At 50.2% G+C, this 18341-nt stretch carries 12 protein-coding genes; 7 read left to right on the plus strand and 5 right to left on the minus strand.

Going from position 1 to position 18341, the window contains the following annotated elements; all coding sequences use genetic code 11:
- Positions 1-58 precede the first annotated feature (58 nt).
- Both SH451x_RS19030 and SH451x_RS19035 read left to right on the plus strand, forming a co-directional pair.
- Positions 59-1312: a protein phosphatase 2C domain-containing protein gene (locus SH451x_RS19030; protein WP_479358612.1), complete on the plus strand. Its 1254-nt coding sequence runs from the start codon at positions 59-61 to the stop codon at positions 1310-1312.
- 15 nt (positions 1313-1327) lie between these two features.
- Positions 1328-2023: an SOS response-associated peptidase gene (locus tag SH451x_RS19035; protein ID WP_479358613.1), complete on the plus strand. Its 696-nt coding sequence runs from the start codon at positions 1328-1330 to the stop codon at positions 2021-2023.
- A 67-nt stretch (positions 2024-2090) separates the two neighbouring features.
- On the opposite strand, the gene SH451x_RS19040 is transcribed toward SH451x_RS19035, so the two are convergent.
- Positions 2091-2693, minus strand: coding sequence for a glycosyltransferase family 25 protein (locus SH451x_RS19040; protein ID WP_479358614.1), 603 nt, complete (start codon positions 2691-2693; stop codon positions 2091-2093).
- A gap of 178 nt (positions 2694-2871) precedes the next feature.
- Here SH451x_RS19040 and SH451x_RS19045 point away from each other — a divergent pair, with 178 nt between their 5' ends.
- From SH451x_RS19045 to xerC, 3 genes are all read left to right on the plus strand, one after another.
- Positions 2872-4074, plus strand: coding sequence for a hypothetical protein (locus SH451x_RS19045; protein WP_479358615.1), 1203 nt, complete (start codon positions 2872-2874; stop codon positions 4072-4074).
- A 69-nt stretch (positions 4075-4143) separates the two neighbouring features.
- Positions 4144-4413: a hypothetical protein gene (locus SH451x_RS19050; protein WP_479358616.1), complete on the plus strand. Its 270-nt coding sequence runs from the start codon at positions 4144-4146 to the stop codon at positions 4411-4413.
- 104 nt (positions 4414-4517) lie between these two features.
- Positions 4518-5417: a tyrosine recombinase XerC gene (xerC, locus tag SH451x_RS19055; RefSeq protein ID WP_479358617.1), complete on the plus strand. Its 900-nt coding sequence runs from the start codon at positions 4518-4520 to the stop codon at positions 5415-5417.
- Positions 5418-5421: 4 nt separating this feature from the next.
- Here the strand turns inward: xerC and xseA are convergent, their stop codons facing one another.
- The 4 genes from xseA to SH451x_RS19075 form a co-directional block, all read right to left on the minus strand.
- The gene (gene xseA / locus SH451x_RS19060) at positions 5422-6705 is read right to left on the minus strand and encodes an exodeoxyribonuclease VII large subunit (RefSeq protein ID WP_479358618.1); all 1284 of its coding nucleotides are present in this window, start codon (positions 6703-6705) and stop codon (positions 5422-5424) included.
- Positions 6706-6782: 77 nt separating this feature from the next.
- Positions 6783-8576 (minus strand): flagellar basal body P-ring protein FlgI, encoded by a 1794-nt coding sequence (locus SH451x_RS19065; RefSeq protein WP_479358619.1) that lies wholly within the window; start codon positions 8574-8576, stop codon positions 6783-6785.
- Between the two features lie 56 nt (positions 8577-8632).
- On the minus strand, positions 8633-11233 hold the full coding sequence (locus tag SH451x_RS19070; protein WP_479358620.1) for a hypothetical protein: 2601 nt from the start codon (positions 11231-11233) through the stop codon (positions 8633-8635).
- A 287-nt stretch (positions 11234-11520) separates the two neighbouring features.
- The gene (locus SH451x_RS19075; protein ID WP_479358621.1) at positions 11521-12303 is read right to left on the minus strand and encodes a TrmH family RNA methyltransferase; all 783 of its coding nucleotides are present in this window, start codon (positions 12301-12303) and stop codon (positions 11521-11523) included.
- Between the two features lie 188 nt (positions 12304-12491).
- On the opposite strand from SH451x_RS19075, the gene SH451x_RS19080 reads away from it, so the two are divergent.
- On the plus strand, positions 12492-17828 hold the full coding sequence (locus SH451x_RS19080) for a protein kinase domain-containing protein (RefSeq protein WP_479358622.1): 5337 nt from the start codon (positions 12492-12494) through the stop codon (positions 17826-17828).
- Positions 17825-18334, plus strand: a complete 510-nt coding sequence (locus SH451x_RS19085; RefSeq protein WP_479358623.1) for a hypothetical protein — start codon at positions 17825-17827, stop codon at positions 18332-18334. Before SH451x_RS19080 ends, SH451x_RS19085 begins: the two co-directional genes overlap by 4 nt.
- Positions 18335-18341 lie beyond the last annotated feature (7 nt).

The raw sequence follows: 18341 nt of genomic DNA on the forward strand, positions 1-18341 counted from the left end.
ACAGACCGAAACTGATTAAAAACCAGTAGTCTGCGTTCACATTGCAAAAAGGATCGAAATGCAAGAGGCGAAGAACACCCAGCGGGCTCTCGTCCGGATTGGCTACGATGGTCGTGTACACAAAATGTTTCGCGGACCGAAGGCGGAAGAACGATTCGCGAATGAAGTGCGCGTTCTAAAGTACCTTGAAGCACGCGAGTGCCCGTTCGTTCCGAGAATCTTGGGCACAAACGAACAAACCCTGGAAGTAGTGCTGAGCAACTGCGGAACTCGTGTTCAGCAGATTAGCGAAGAAAAGGTACGCAGTCTCTTCGAGGAACTTACTCATTTTGGCGTGCAGCATGATGACCCGTTTGATCGCAATATCACGTATCGTTCCACGGACGGCCGTTTCTGCGTAATCGATTTCGAATTTGCAACAATCATTGATGAAGCCTCTGCCGTAGAATTGCTCAGCGCAGACTCTCTGAACTCGTCAAACGAAACACTTCCGGATCGGGCGACAAAGTTAAGCTGGTCTGCACGTTCACACGTAGGAAGATTTCGTAAGAACAACGAGGATACATATCTCGCAGCCAAGGTTCAGCCAAATGGGTTGCGCTTCTTGGGCGTTGAGGGCAGCGATCAATTGGATCGTAACGAATGGATATTCGCCGTCAGTGATGGCATGGGCGGTGAAAAATCGGGCGAGTTCGCCAGTCGTATCACGACGCAACGTGCGACTTCGAATCTCCCGCGGCATTTGGGCGGGGGACTTTCCCCAACTCGCGATTTGTCCCAAGCCATCTTGCAGACGTTGATGCAGGAGATCCACCGCGATCTGATGAACCTTGGCAAGTATGATCAAAACTTACGCAATATGGGAGCGACCCTAACACTAGTCTGGCTTCGTGAAAACGTAGCGTTCTTTGTACACGTAGGGGACAGTCGACTCTACCATATCAGCAAGGATGGTCATCTAAAGCAATTGACGGAAGATCACTCGCACGTCGGCTGGCTACTGCGAACCGGAAAAATCAATGAACGCGAGTTTCGAAATCATGCCAGACGTGGCGTATTAAGTCAGTGCTTAGGATCAGGACACGATTTTTTGAAACCTCAAACTGGCTGGATTGACGTCCATGCTGGCGAAAAGCTCCTGCTTTGCACCGACGGGGTTGTGGATGGTCATTTCGACCGTGGACTTGCAGAAATGCTGCTCGACCCTCTGGAACAATGGAAAACGAAGACTCCTGCCAACCGATTGGTACTGTCAGCTGTGGAAGCTTCCGGTCGAGATAACTCCTCCGCAGTAGTCGTCGAATTTAGTTAATAGTCGAGAGAATCTATGTGCGGTCGATTCACCATGCGAACCAACCTCGCCGAATGGGTTGACGAACTATTTGATGAACCGATCGTCGACTTACCCGCAGAATGGCCAGAGGCGTACAATATTGCCCCGAGTCAGACAATTTGGACTGTTGCGCGTGACTCCCAACATCAGCTGCGATGCATCAAAATGCATTGGGGATTGTTGCCACCTTGGGCCGACTCTCGCGCGATCGGTAGCAATATGATCAACGCTCGGTGTGAAACGGTACTCGAAAAGCCGTCGTTTCGCAAAATCATTCAAACACACCGTTGTTTGATACCAGCCGACGGGTATTACGAATGGCAGAAGTTTGAAGATGGCTCGAAACAACCGTATTGGATATCTCGACCAGACAATTCGCCATTCTTCTTCGCGGCAATCTGGGAGCAGAATAAAAAGCTGGCTGGCATCTCAAGTCGTCCGTTGCTGTCTACAAGCATTCTTACGACGCATGCCAATGACGAACTTCGCGAACTCCATGATAGGTCGCCAGTAATTCTATTGAACGAAGTAGATCGTGAACGCTGGATGAACGAGGAACCGATCGACGCACTGGAACTTGTTTCCATTTGCCGACCACCTGCCAACGATGCGTTACGTGGACAAAAGGTTTCCAAGAAAGTTGGCAACGTCCAAAACCAAGGCCCAGAACTCATCGCGTCAATCGAGTAAGAGTTCTTTCGTGAATAACACACCGTTGTCATCGCGTGTTACAAACACAGTAAATTGTATTCATCCCTCAGTGTGTGACCGATTCGAAGTCGGACTGAATGCCGATAATTGGGCTGCGTAGTTCGTACATAATATGAGTGTACGAAAGTCTTGCATACATTTGATCGATGGGAGTCTGACAACGACTGTGATGATCTAGAACCACACGGGCGAACGACTGTGTGATCACATAGCCAATCGCTTGAAGTGATGTTTCGCGCATTTGCAGGAAACGCCCATGTTCTGCAATCACTCTTCTTTTTGGGTTCAGTCCAATGTTGCTTTGAAGGCCAAGGTGATCAAATTTCGCTGGAAGCTGATTTGTGATTTCGCACAACCCTAGCTCCGGATCTGGCTCATAACAGAAGTCATCCTCAAATACAAATGCCCATGGCAAATCGTAGTCGACGATCCTCGTTAGAACTCGCATGTGGGAGTAGAAGCAACCGATTTCGCCCGGTTTCATGGGCGGCCACCATTTGGTCCGATCGCAGACCAGAGCATCGTGGCGAAATTTTCGCGTTTCGACGCCGTCGACGATTTCGAACGGGATTCCGGTTGGTCGAATCTTGGCTATTGCCGAACGCCTTCGTTCTCGCGAATCGGGTAGTGAGATGATAAATGCGATCATCGTGTTTTACGGTTTCTGCAAGTTGCGCAAATCTATCGGGTTAGGCGCTATTTACTAATGAAGTAGATCATAAACGTCGATATTCACTTTAGCCCGGGGGGGCGTTTTACTTTTTGCTTGCAAACTAGGCAAGCTTAAAGTGCTGCGAGCGGTTGAGATCAAAGATCGATCAGCCGCTATGGAATTTACACGTCATATTTGCAGAATTTTCGCCGTCGCGTTTTCCATATTCGCGATGTGCGTAACTGGCTGCAATTTTCTGCCTGACGTGAAGCACCAGGATCGATATCACAATCCGTTCCCGCAGCTCAGGACGGTAGCGGTGCTGCCATTTCGCAATCAAAGTGAGCAGCCTACGCTCAGTGGCGAACGGATCTCGTTAGCCTATATGCACGAGTTGCAGGCCGTGCCTGGCTTTGAAGTCCTTCCCGTGGGCGTTGTTAAAAACCAACTGCTAGCATTCGAGCAGACAGTACTTCAGCGATCGCTTTCCACTGGCGAAGACTTCCAGAGCTTTGCAAAATTCTTGGGCGTCGACGCAGTCCTTCAGGGATCGATCGTCGACTACGATCCATACTATCCGCCCCGGATGACGTTGAATGTCAATTGGTATTCGGCAAATCCGAACTTCCATCCAATCCCAGTTGGTTATGGCCTTCCCTGGGGAACAAAAGATGAACAAAAGATCCCTGAATGGGTAAGGCTTGAAGCTGAACGCGAGCTTGCATCAGAGCAATTGTCGACCCAAACGCCTGTCTCAGACCTATCCGGTAGTTACGCTGACCGTCCGGCTTCCAAAGCTAGCGTCGTTGGCACCTCGGTTAGCGAATCCGCTGTCATCCACTCGATGTATTCTGCCGCCATTCCCCACGACACCGATAATGACGACATAACCAAAACTGAAGGGAAAGAACCGCCTGAGCCCGAATTGATCCCTGCAATCGGTACAGATGTCACACGCGATTTTCATGATACACATGATCATTTGTTGCTCGAGCCGATCCCAGAAAACACCGAGTTTTCCTCTAGTCTACTCATGGGCAATGCCGCGACCCCAGTCGTACAGTGGCCTGATCCACAAGGGTTCATACCACCCGCACCATCGGCAAACTTACCACCGGCAGTCAAGTCCACCGGGCCAGTTATAACGCACATGTACACGTACAACGGTAGTGACGAAGATTTCACAAATGAGCTTGCGGAGTACTTTTACTTTCGTGACGACCAACGTTTTGGAGGCTGGGAAGCGTATCTCCAACGCAGCGAAGACTTTATACGTTTCTGCTGCCACCTGCATATCAAGCAAACGCTCGTTGGACGGGGTGGAAGCTTAGAAAAACGTACCGTAGTTCGTTGGCCAATTAGCCGATATGAGCGATAGTCTGCCCGGCATGCTTCGTTGATTGCACCCGGGATAGACCGGGCGACATCGGCAAGGAGGCTGCGGCGAATGAATGATGACATTAATGTACTCGCTCTTGTAAAGGGCGACGATAAGTATGTGTTTCTGTTCGATGACAAGAACCGAACGGAAACGCTTCGTATGCTGGGACGATACGCAGCCGATCCCGAGCTTTCGTTTACTTGGTACGACGCCGCCATTCTCAGTCAGCGGATCCGGGCGATGGCCGCCCCGTGCGCAGAACCAGCAAAGTCTTCAACGCAAGTTCCCAAATCGAACTTACGTTTCAATGTGCCTGCTCCCCGTGATCGTCGCTAATCTCTGGTGGGCAAGCAGAAATTAGACTAATGCATGGCTTATTTTATTGGCGTTCATAGTCACCCTTTCGTAGTAGCCTCCATATCGAAAGTCAACGTGATTGTATGCACTCTCCGATCGCTCAGTTCTTGCGATATTTGGATGTTGAACGCAACGCCTCGGACCTTACCATCAAGTCGTATCGCGAAGACTTAATGGACTTGGCCGACTTTCTAACGGCCGACGGAACGAAAGCGGTTGCGCCTGACTCCGTAACCCCCAGTGAATTACGAACGTATGTCGCCGCACTGCATGAAGCGGGTTATAGTCGCAGCAGCATTGCTCGCAAGCTGGCGTCACTGCGGAGCTTCTACCGTTTTGCGCAACGACAAAGTCTAGCCACCAGCAATCCGGCCAAACCGCTTCGCAATCCTCGCGGGTCGCGCGCGCTTCCCCATTTTCTGACAGCGGATGAGGTAAAGGCATTATTAGGAAATCCTTCCCGAGTTGATCCAGCCGGGATTCGCGATCGAGCGATACTTGAAACGATCTACTCTGCGGGCCTGCGTGTCAGCGAAGTCGTTGGACTGACCGATGGTGATCTGGATTTCGAAGATGGGTCGCTTCGCATTCGCGGTAAAGGCCGGAAAGAACGTATTGGCGCACTCGGGCGTTATGCTATCCAATCTATCCAAGCTTACATGAAAGTAAGGACGCCTTCTGCACGCACACCCATCGGTAGAGAATATCCGACGTTCCGAAACAAGTTTGGTGACGGCCTAACCACTCGCAGCGTGGCACGTATGCTTGAAAAATACATAAAGCAAACGGGTCTTGATGGCCGCACGACGCCTCACACGTTAAGGCACAGCTTTGCAACTCATCTGCTGGATCGGGGTGCCGACATTCGAAGTGTACAAGAGCTGCTTGGGCACAAATCACTCGTGACGACGCAAATCTACACTCACGTGAGCACGGCCAACTTAAAGAAGGTCTACGCCGAAGCACATCCCCGTGCAAATTGACGTACTAAAGCTTTTCCACAGTGCGCACTTCGCTGGTAATCGTACCATCGGTCAAGATAGATTCGATTTGTTGCCCCGCAACGACGTCATCGATAGATCGCAATACTCGAGCGTTGTCGGATCTTCGGGTCAGCGAGTAGCCGCGAGCTAAAACGGAGAGTGGGCTGAGCGCGTCGGTGGCGGCGGCCAAGGTTGCAAGCTGTTGTGACTTAGATTTCAGAATTTGTTCAATCGCTCGCTGCAGACGAAGTGATTGCTCATCTACTTGTTGCTGCTTTCGTATAAATATCTCTTCGGGGCGTGCCAACACCGAACGCTCTTGTATCGCAGCAAGTCGTTGCTGCAAATTGTTTGTGAGCTGACTCATCGCCTGCTGGCTTCGAATTTGGGCAGTTCGTAATGACTCAAGAACATCCACCAGGCTTGGAACCGCTTTGTTCGCTGCATCCGTGGGCGTCAGCGCCCGAACGTCGGCGGCTAAATCGCACAACGTAACGTCGATTTCGTGCCCAACTGCGGATACCGTTGGAATCTTACACTTGGCGATTTCTCGCACCAGCGATTCGTCATTGAACGACCACAGATCTTCCATGGAACCGCCACCTCGCCCGACGATCAAGAGATCAAGTTGTGGCTGCAGACGTTGAGCTGCTCGAATCCCGGCGATAATTTCTCGCGATGCGCCGTCACCTTGAACGCTAGAAGGAATAACTAGGATATCAGCCATCGGCCAACGCGTGCGCATCGCTTCGAGGAAATCGCGAATGGCCGCTCCACTGGGACTGGTAACGAAGCCGATGCGATGCGGGAAACGAGGCAAAGGTTTCTTGCGATCTTCGTCAAACAACCCCTCACGCTGCAACTTCTCGTGCAGTTGTCGAAGCGCCACTTGCAACGCGCCTTCGCCTTCAGGCTGCAGCGATTGGAAGACGATCTGATAGCTTCCGCGTGGTACGTATACGTCGACTTTGCCAAGCCCTACAACTTGCTGGCCGTCTTTCAGTTGAAATTTCAGCCGCATTGCCGCCGTACGCCACATGACAGCGCGGACGGTGCTGTGGTCGTCCTTCAACGAGAAATAGATATGGCCACTCTGCGGACGTGATAGATCGGAGATCTCACCGCCGACCCAAACTTGGGGCAACAGATCATCGACGACGCCCTTAACAACTGTATTTACTTGAGTAATCGAAAGCGGATTCTGACGATCTTGCCCTGGGACTTTGGCTAGTTCATCAGTGGAAAGTTCAGAGCTTTCACTGGAATCGTCGTCGAAAAAGGGAAGCATTGGTCACGTATGATCGGGAGAGCGTTCGAAGTTCGACCTTGGAAACGCCCGATTATAACCTTGTCGCCACGATCCGACTAAGGGGCAAAATACTTCCGCGGATTCCACCAGGCAACTTGTGGCTTGGATGCTTCGTCTTGAGGTATATCCAAATTGTTCAACAATTCGGAATTCAGATCCTCGTCGAACACGACATCCTTCTCACTTGCTTTTGTTCGGTCGTACTTCCGGCCAACTGCGGGAAGCGGGTTGAATTTGACAGGCGTGCTGAGCCAACTATTCTGCTGCGCAATATCTAGGAATATGATTGCGTCCGAGTAAGTACCTTGAACCGCAGCGAGTGCGTCGAGGAAACTACGAACGTTAGGCTCCGCAGTAGCCAATAAGTCTTCGCCATCGGGACGAAAATGGGCCAAACGAATTAGCCCCCGATCCAGTCGCATTGTCATACGCGGGTTAACCTCATAGTAGTCAGGCACCGCTAAAGGAATCGAACCGCCAAAGAGAGCAATTTCAGCTTCTTTTTCCAGCGAGACTGCGATCATTTTGTTCGGACTAGCGATTTCCGTGACGCGACCAATTGCCCCCAACTTCAGGCCTGCGGCCAGCGCGTCAAAGGCTCGGCGTTCGCGCAATTTCCTAAGTGCCCCATAGCACAACTCCGGTTCACTTGACTGAAGCAGTGATCGCAGCGCTTCGTCTGCTTCAATATTTTCAATGAGTAACAAACCGTTGAGCGCAAGAGCACGCATGGCAGGCTCTGTCTCGGCAAGCTTTTTCAGAACAGGGACTGCTTTCGAGTCGTCTAAATAGGCAAGGGCATAGGCAGCGTAGAATTGAATCTCGGGATTGGGGTGATTTAGCACTTGTTGCAGCGGCGGTTTGCCTGCCTCACCAATCGCTTCCAACTCCCAAGCAGCCTGCCGCGCAGTGATCGGATCGGTTAAACGCTTGCCGCACTTCGCAATTCGCTCGGCCAGATCGTTTCCCTCGTCAGTAAATCCGACACAAAGCACGACGTCGGTAAAGTGCCCTATGTCAGCTTGATATTTGGGCGGAATCAGCAGCTCAATTGAACGGTCTGACTTTGCCTCAGCAACCCCGCGAAGCTCGCCGTTCAAACTGATATCAAAACGTTGATTGATGGCCGTTGCCATCTTCTTGCTGACGGTACCGTGGCGGACCGAATCGTCCAATCGGATATAAGCGCGTTGATCTTCTGCAACCGTACCGCCACCTAGGATGATGGCCAAGTTTGGATCGATTTCTTTAGTGCTATTCAGCGACGGCGGAATCGTGACGAGGTAACCGGCAGCATTCGCCTTCAATCCGCTTTCGCGGACCCGTCCGCCAAGAGACATCAACTCGAGCAGTCGTGTTGGCAGCAACTGACCGTTGCGAAGGTCCTTGGCCTGACAATCTATCGATTTCTCAAGGATGAGATCGACTCGGTCTCCTGCACGAACACCGGCAGGTACATTCGCCTTTATCTTGACCACGGCTGTTTGATTCGATGCCAAGAAAGCGTTTGGATTTTCGACTTCCCGCGATCGCATATCCTTTAACACATAGTCGCGCTGTGGACCAGGCTTGATGTCACCGCCAGTGCCAGGTAATGCGGTAACGACTCCAAACGCTTCGAACCTTTGAGGAGCAAGTCCGGTTACTTTCGCGGCGTCACCAATCAGTCGAGGACGTTTATCGCTTGTCAGCAGTTCCCGTACTTCACGGTTGCGCACCATAGCTTCGGATTCGTTTTCACGTTTAACCCAAGGCATACTACAACCGGACAAAAGCACGCATGTCATGAGCCCAAGGCTAGCCGACGTACAAAGCTTTGGCTTAATCGATTCCGCAACGAACTTTTTCATTTGCAATTCCATTCGCACACCGACAACAGGATGACCTGAGCTTTGCTCTCTATCGCTTAAAGATCGTGATAGACAAGCGTGCTCTCTTCTTTGATCACTTCCTTGGGCCGTAGTTCGCTCTTCACAGCAACGCTAACTTTTTGCGTACCTTCGTTTTGAAGTTGTACTGTGAAACGGAACAATTGTTCGTCTTTGGGAGCCATTGAAGGAATAGGAGCGAAGAACAACTGGTTTCCTTGAACTTGATACTCAACAGGAGCCTTCACATCCAAGACTCGCGCTCCTTCAGGAAGAGTTGCCACGACTTGAACGTTGCGATCATTTTTGGTACCAACATTTGTTAGGCGTACGGCGTATGTCGTTTGTTCGCCGGTTTCAATTGGGTCGTTGTCATCTTCTACAGTGAAAGCCAGTTCGCTTTGGCCTTCAACACGAACTTGTTTTTCAATGGGCTCGGAAACAGTCCGTTCCGCTCGACTCTGCAAACGGATAACGAAATCTCCTTGCTCCACAGGCAAAACGTTCAGTTCGGTAACTGCAGTGGCGCCGGGGGCGAGTTCTTCTAACATCCAGACTACGGCATGTTGATCGGCAAGATATGCGCCACCGTTGCCGGCCGAATTGAATCGAAGTCCATTAGGTAGATTTGCCTTCAATTCGACGTTTCGGGCGGTCGCTGTCCCTTGATTCATTATTGAAAGCTGATATGTCGCCTGCCGTTCCAGATATCTCATCCCCGGCCCGTCAGCGTTTATTGCAATTTGGGGAGCCACCACTTCGATCTCAATCGCGGATTCGACTGAATCGGCATTGGACGACATGAGTCTGATCAGGTTGTTCTTAATCCCTGCCTCGGTCGCTTCCATTTCTAAGTTGACCGTGCGCGTCTGGCCTGGAGCTAGATCGTTGAGTTGTAAGCCGAGATGGTTTCCTTGCGGATGACGAAAGCCTTGGGGAACGTCTTCCTCTAACGATACGTCATAAGCGACACCGGTGCCATCGTTGGCGATATTGATTCGAATATAGGCTTTCTCGCCGATCAGAACACTCGGATCAGAAGTTTGAGTAATTGTTAGCTTGGGCTGGGTGCTTACGGTTCGCACACTAGCAAGCGCCGTAAAGTGCACCGTCGCGACGGAGCCAATCTCGCCTTCAATTTCGGGCACGATTTCCATCGTCAAGACTTGTTGCCCGCCCGCCGCGATGTTTCCTAGGTCCCAAACCAGTCGACCGTTGGCAACTTGGTTAGCAGGCGGCTGAGTAGCGACGAGACGAGTGCCTTGTGGAACAGAATCTTGAACCTGAACATCGTTTGCGGCAACAGTGCCAATGTTCTTGACCAGTATTGTGAAAGTCGCTGGATGACCGACTTGTATTTCTTGTGGAGCTTGTTTCTGAATTTGCAAACTAGGGGACTGTGCGCCGTCCAAAGATCGCTCTCCTGGCATCTCACTCGTTAGGCTCTCCCGAGCGATAGCCCCCGAAACATTTTGAGGCACAAGCGATGCATTGCTGGCCATTCGTGCGCGAGGCGCTTCTACCGGAAGCTGATTGTTCGAGTTAGCGGCGTTCGGAAGATTGCTGGCACCCACACCAGCTCCATTCGCGTATAGACTTGGCGTTGGACTCGACTGTGCGTCGGCCACGTTTTGTGTTGGCATTGATTGACGCTGGATCGGCACAAGTCCTTCGGCGGAAAACGAGCTATTGGACGCGTCGGATGAAACCGATTGACCTGGGGACGGTATAGCTGGAGTACTCAGGCTGCTGGGTAGCGAATTCGGAACAGCAGCTGTCGATGACGATTGTTGCGGCTCGCGGCTATTGGGAATTGTTGGGAGACTAGATAGCGTGGGCAGCGTTGTCGGTAGCGAGGGCAAACTTTGAGCCGCATCTGGTACCGAAAGCATTGCCGGCGCATTGACGGGAGAGGCTGATCCTCGATTCGTAGAACCATTGGACGGTGCTGTATTGTTGGCACTGAACAGCGGCATCGGCGGCGGTAGCAAGTTTCCGTTTCCAGAAGCTTCCTTGGGGGCCGTTTGGCCGACAGGCGGAAGTCCATATCCAGAAGCTTGAACAACATTCGATTCGTTTGCATGACTTGCTTCCGGGGAATCGACTTGCTCTTCTTCCCAGCTTGCATCTCTAACATGCGTATCGCTGTCATCGAGCGTAAGGATGGAGCTTTCCTGGTGCACATCGGCCGAATCTTCGATACTTTCTTGCGAAATGTAGGCGATATTTTCCGTGTCCCGCAAATTCGCGGATCGAACTGCATTTCGCAGAGGATTTGGAGTACTATTTTCGACTGCAGACCCGCTCGCAGAAATGGGCAGCGGCGCAAATGCGCTGGACTCGAGAGGTAAACTTTCTCCACTCGGATGTGGGCTCCCAATGCTCGGCAACTGACTCATATCCAAGTCATTGTCACGGAAGGGGCCGTCGCTGGAATCGCTGTAAAAAGTGGAGCGACTGTCGGCCGGCATCGCCAGTGGCTCAACCTCTTGTTTGGCATAGTCGGGATTAGTAATCGCAGTTGAGTCCGCTACGTTTCTCGAGTCGCGTTGTGCAACAGCGATGGCTGACAGCACTAAAAGCGCCGTAAGCACAACGACAAAACTACCAAGAGCTATACGCTTAATCTGAGGTGACATCTCTGCCTCGCCTCGGCATCTGTTGGAGATAGATCGGATAAAACAACTAGGCAATCCGGGGGATTTGCCTACTTCAAGAACTTCTTTACTATTTCCCGACATGTACGTACATAGCAATCGCGCGTCCAATAGCAACCTTACGGCTGCCACGTGGAAGCACCGATGTTAAGATAGGCAAGGCAGCTCTTGCTCAGTAGAAGATCCTTGGCCGTTTGCTTGCAATTTGCAAAAGTGATTTGGAAAAAAGCAGCTTGCAAGAAAAGTTTGTGCTGTTTGTGCCAACAGATTTACGCCGTGAATGCGTACAGAAAGATTGCTGCTGCGTTACTCACATTCAAAGAATTGACACCGTCGTGCATTTTAATTCGGACTCGTTGCGTACACGCTTGCGCCACTTCAACGGGAATACCGTGCGCTTCATTGCCAAACATTAGCAACCACCGTCGATTGGGTCGAACTTGCGGGAGCTCGACAGCATCCTCGCTCAAAGTGGCCGCGAAACTCGCCACTTCAGCACTTTTCGCTGCCTGCAAAAAATCTTCGGTGCGTTGATCTTCATACAGGTTTAACTTGAAAGCGGTCCCCATCGAAACTCGAATAACGCGACGAGCATACGGGTCTACACACGCAGGTCCAATAATAACGTTCGACACACCTAATGCAGCACAGCACCTAAAGATGGAACCCATGTTTTCCGGATCTTGGACGCGGTGGAGGTAAACCGATTTTAAACCCAGGAATGAGTCAACCCGCAGTGTGTTTAGAAGTTCGTCAGTAGCTAAGGCTTGCTTCCTGATTCCGCAAGCAAGTGCGCCACGATGGAAATGGAAGCCGATTACGTCACTGGTATCGGGGACTTGATAGATTGGAATCTGCCGCTCGATCCAACTCTCTGGAATCAGACCAACGCGAGGATCAATCAGAATCGAATCGACGACATAGTCGCTGTCGACCAAGCGTTGAACGAGCAACTTACTTTCGACAATAAACTTTCCACAGAACCGCGTTGGATTCTGGTTTCGCAAGTTCAAGAAGGGTGCAATCCGTGGATCTTGCAGATCATTGATCAAAGTTATGTGATTCAGAGAAACCCTCGGCCTCTTTTTAGGTTGAGCATTTAGTCAGATCGGTCGTTTGCAGCGGCGGAGCCCGAACCATAAAGTTCGAGCAACCTAACTCTACGCTACCTCTGAATTGATTATAATCTTGCGACTTGATCAAGTCTTCTTGAACCAGCAACCTGACGTTAGCAAAAACCGTGACCAGCTCCAAAGATTCATCTGCACGGACCAAGCAGTTCGACGTAACTAGCAATGACCACTCGAAAGATACATCATTTGAGTTCGATTTGCATTCCTTAGAATCGATCGACGAATTCAAGATTGAAAAAGTTGTCGGATCGGGCGGCTTCGGCATCGTATATTTAGCCTGGGACAACTCACTCGACCGACACGTTGCGCTGAAACTGCCTCATCATCGTCACATAAGCGAGAAAAAGCAGGCCGAAGAGTATTTGCGTGAAGCCAAGACGCTTGCGAGCCTTCAGCATCCCAATGTTGCCACGGTCTACAAGATTGGCGGGACTGATTCAATCCCGTGCTACATCGTATCTGAATACATCGAAGGAGTTACGTTAAAGGAATGGTGTGATGCAAACCAGCCTTCCTTCGAACAAATTGCCGAACTTACAGCCACGGTTGCACGGACTCTTGATTTTGCACACAGCAAAACTTTTATCCATCGCGATGTTAAGCTCAGCAATATCCTGGTCGACTCCAAGGACAAAGTCTTCTTGGTCGATTTCGGACTGACCGTCAGTGATTTCGACGTCGCCGACCTTAATACATGCGTCGGTACACCTAAATATATGTCCCCGGAGCAGGTGGCCGGTGAAGGTCACCATATTACCCATAAGACAGATATCTACTCTTTGGGTGTCGTTCTCTACTGGATGCTGACAAAAAAGTTCCCATTTGATTCTGACTATCGGATTGAGATTTTTCGTCAGATTCAGTCGGAAACACCGCCTAGCCCGCGAAGCGTGGATACTCGTATCCCTGCAGAATTAGAGCGCATATGTCTGCGTGCGATGTCAAAATCTCGTAGCGAACGCTATTCGTCTGCAGCACAGATGGCGCAGGAGCTTGACGCTTGCGCACAAAAGCTGCGTTCGGCTCGTGGCGCGATGGCTAAAAATCCGACAGCCATTGAACCTGAGACAGCTAACAAAGCGGCATTAAAAGAAGATTCCTGCGTTATTCCCGTGGGGGTTATACCGAAGAGCCTGCGACCGTATGACTTTCGCGATGCCGATTATTTCATGCACCTATTGCCAGGTCCTCGTGGCCCTGACCGAATGCCGGAAAGCGTTCGATTTTGGGTGTCGCATTTATCGCAGCGTGAGGCGAAAGAGACATTTAGCGTTGGCCTTCTTTACGGTCCCAGCGGTTGTGGCAAAACGAGCATGGTCCGCGCTGCTATTCGCCCGAACCTAGATCCAACTATTTGTACTGTCTACGTCGAGTGCACCGCGAGACAAACTGAAGCCCATATCCGGGAATTGCTGAATAAGAGTTTTCGCTTTGAACAAGATAGAACATTGCCGCAGATGCTTCAAAAACTGCGGCTTGATTCATCACGTAAAGTTGTCCTGATATTAGACCAATTCGAGCAATGGTTGGATACGAGCCTTGCCCAAGACGCGGCATTCGACGAACTAACATTGGCTCTGCGGCAGTGCGATGGTGGGAACGTACAATGCGTGTTGATGGTTCGTGAAGATTTTTTAAGCAGTGCGACTCGATTCATGAAGTCCATCGACATTAACACTGCCGAAGGTAGCAACGCTCTGTTGATGGATCTTTTCGATGCGAAACACGCCCGCTCGGTGTTGGCGGCGTTTGGCACCGCATATGGCGCGCTGCCAACATCGGAAAAACAGTTTACTGTAGGAAATGAGCTGTTTCTGGACGAAGCAATTAGCTCGTTATCAACCAATAACCGCGTGATTTGCGTACAACTTACGGTTTTAGCAGAAATGCTAAAATCGCAGAAATGGGATAACCCAAGTCTTGTAAAAGGCGACGCAGGACGGAACATTGGCGCTCGCTATCTCGAGCAACTTTTTCACTCCGAATCTTCACCACAGCGATATCGTGACAACGTCGGCCCGATTCGGCGTATTCTTAAACAACTCTTGCCCACCGCGGACCTCAAGATAAAAGGCTCGCGCCGCACTAGCGATGAACTATTCGCCGCCTCTGGCTGTAGCGATTTTGGTCAGTTCGAAAAAATATTGCGAATGCTCGATAGCGAGCTTCGCTTGATCACTCCCACAGATCGATTGGACAAGGATCGTTCAACAGAAGACAAATCAGGCTCCGAGTCGGCAATCCCATCTTACCAGCTCACGCACGACTTTCTCGTGTCCGCGATGCAACACTGGATACAGTTACATGAGATGGGGACACGAACTGGACAGGCTCAGGCGCGACTCGATGAATATGCTGAAGTCTACCGCTTTCGCCCGAGAGCTCAGGCAATGCCGAGCTTTATGGACTACGTGAATATTCGGCGTCACCTTCACAAATCGTCGTGGACCGAGGCGCAGTTGCGTTTCATGGAAGCAGCGTCGAGCTATTTTCGGAAACGCGCACTTTTAATCGCCGCCTTTGCTTTATTCTTGATCAGTCTCTCAGCAATCGGATTTCATCAGTTTAATACAATTTTGCAAGAGAGTTCTAACGATTCCAACATTGAAAACTTAAAGAATGCTCAGGTAGGCAAACTATCCGACTCTCTACGTGCCATAAATCTAAAAAATTCTGATGCTCTTTCAAAACTGAAAGCTATCTACTCCAATCCTGAATCGCCTCCACGCAATCGCTTTCGGGCTGCACTGGCAATTCGCGACAAGAATCCGAAAGCCTTGCAAACGATAGCCGACTATATGAAATCAGCTGACTCGGATGAGATTCTTGCAGTCGGAGAAATTCTGAAAGACGATGTCGCCAGAGTCGCAAATTTGATTCTTTCCGGCGAAGAAGAATCCACAGCAGACGATGCTTATCTTCGAGCAGGCGCACTGCAAAGTATGTCAAGTCTACCTGGGGACCGATTCAAACTCGACGCGAATCGACTGAGCAACTTAATTGTGCGTCAAGACAGCATTGCATTGCTCGATTGGATTCGCGCGTTTCGTCCTTACGCCGATTCGTTAATGCCACCGCTGGCAGAGATTGCGGCCAGCTCTGAACCATCCTCGACAGAACGCGCGAATGCCGCCATTTGCCTGTCGCAATATGCAACTTCACCCGCAACTCTTACACCGGTGATTCGCAAAGCCTCAATCGATCAACTTCCGATTCTACTCTCGAGCGCACACCTTAGTAAAAAGGAAGTTTTGGATGCGCTTTCTGCTTCAATTAACGTTCCAATCCAACTGGACTGGGACGAGATCCCTCCTGGCAATTTAGCGCAAAACGAGCTTCAGGAATTTGAGCGTGAAACGTTGCAAATGATTGAGCAAGCAGGCGGTATTGTCGATTCAAAGTTTGTCATTGTCCATTCGTTACAGCATCATCTTTTGGAGAAGATTGATGCATCGGTTGCCAAGGCTGGCTATCGATTGGCCCTGTTGCGACCGTATCAAAACGAGGAACAAAGTTACGTTGCTGCAACCTGGTTGCGCGACGGCAGAACTTCGCAATTCCTCCTCGATAAGCCGGCTGACTTCATTCGCGAAAAATACTCGCAGCTTAAGACGCAGGGGTACTTCCCAGCCGATCTTTCAGGACGGATCGATGCGAGCGGTAACGAAGTTCTTTACGCTATGGTGTTTACGCATCCTTCGCCGCATAGAAACGCTGTCGACTCGGGGATTTTTATCGATCTTCGTGAAGAAGAACTTCTGCCAAAAGGAATCCAACCATTCGATTCGAACAATTTCGTATCAAGAGCTTGCATTCGAGTCATTCTGGATGATGGAACAGCACGATATTCGGCTATTCGATGGAAAATGCAACCTGGCGTAGATTTCATAGAAGACTTCCAGATCCCTACGGAACAGTATGCAAATATTCTTGAGCTTAAATATCCGGCGGTGCACATTGGAAAACATCAAATCGTCACTAATTCGCCAAGATTACAGGAACAGATAAGCTCAGTATGGTGGAATAGCACTGAAACGGAAACTCGTGACATTCCAACTAGCGCAATTGCAGACCACAGGCGCGCCTGTTTAGATTTGGCAGCCCAAGGATATCGGCCGCAATGCATTTCCGTCGAAAATTCTCCCGAACTGGAACGCGCCCAGTACAGTTCTATATGGATGCGTCCTCTGCCAAAACTCGAATTGATAGATCAGAACGCACGTGAAGACGCAAACGCAATACTCGCACTTATATCCGCAAAGAAGTATGATCAATTTCTAAAGGCATTGTCTTCCGACGAACACCTAGAGACTCGGGCGTATCTAATTAATACCCTCAATCGAATTTCTTTCGCTCCAGACATCCTGTGCAACCTAGCAACTACAACCGACTCGATTGATGTTGCAAATTCACTAGTGCAAGCTTTAGCACTCTATCGACCAGCCTCGCTCTCTCCAAAGGACCTGGAACTGATTGAAGAATCGACGCGAGCGATTGCGCAAAGGTTCCAACATAGTGGCCTACACTCATCTGCCAAGCTTTTGGCAACCAAATTAATGCTACCGGCGCTGCATGACCATCTCAACGGCGGCCCAAGTCGGATGAATTCAAACGAGAGCTACACTACCACGTCAGGACATCGAATGCTGGTCATCGATGCCAGTAAGCCATTCTTGATGGGCTCGCCGCCAAACGAAATAGGGCGGGACGGTGCCAAGGAATGGCCCCATTTCCAGCAAATCGGTCGCAGTTTTGCTATGTCCGATTGTGAGATTACTGTCAGCCAGTACCTGGAGTTCGATCCAGATTTCGTCTTCCCAATTGACTACAGCGCCTACGACGATTCTCCAATCGTATCTGTTACTTGGTTCGACGCGGTTCGCTATTGCCGTTACATCAGCGAACTTGAAGGCATTGCTGAATCGCAGATGTGTTACCCGGCCATTGAAGAAATTGGACCGGACATGATTTTACCGGACGATTTTTTAGATCGCCATGGATATCGACTTCCTACCGAAGCCGAATGGGAGTTTGCCTGCCGGGGAAATACGCTTCGTCCACGATTTTTTGGTTTTGCGCCTGAGTTGCTTGATGAATACGCTTGGACACCGCGAAATTCAAACTACCGGAGCAAGCCTGTCGCGCAATTATTACCAAATCCATTCGGTTTTTTCGACATTTTGGGCAATACCATGGAGTGGTGTAACGATGGGTATCACATGTATCCAATTTTATCAGGTCAAACTCACCCCGATGTACTTGATGGTAATAGAATAGGCGCATACTATGAACGAGCAACGCGTGGCGGCGCGTTTTTGTATCAACCACTCAATGCGCGTGCAGCGCAGCGGGACTCTCATGGCTATGACAAGATCCGTCCGTATCTTTCATTCCGCCTAGCACGGACAACAAAAATCCACTCTATGAAAGAGAACGAAAGATGACTTTTAATGATGATGATTTTGCAAAGATGCAAATCGCTGGTACTGTAAGTTTCCCGGCTATTTTTCCTCGCCTGGCTGATATTCGCTTGACTACTAAAACAGTAAAATCTGGCAAACCATCAAAAGACTCTCCGATGCTTTTGGAAGTACGCGAGATAACGTCCATTCGCGTTTCAATGACCCGGTACTTCAATCTCAAGGACGTTCGTGCCGTCTTCGTTCCGAACGATGCCAATAAGGTAAGTTTTGATGACGGCGTTTGGTTGTTTGGTGAAGAAATCAGTGGATTGAAGAAGTATGCAGAGAAAGAGTGGGGAAAGGCGATCGCCTATGTTACGGAACAAGCACAAACTCTGCTCGAAGTTCGTGTTGGAATGACGGCAGCAGAAAGCGCAGAATACTATCCACCGCTTCCTCGCGACCGATCTATCAATCACTACTCAGGTGCCACCGAGCGTGACTGCTTGACAGAACAACCGACTAGCTTCAGCCTCTTGGATTGCTAGGGTGACT

This window comes from Njordella aestuarii (assembly GCF_056494165.1).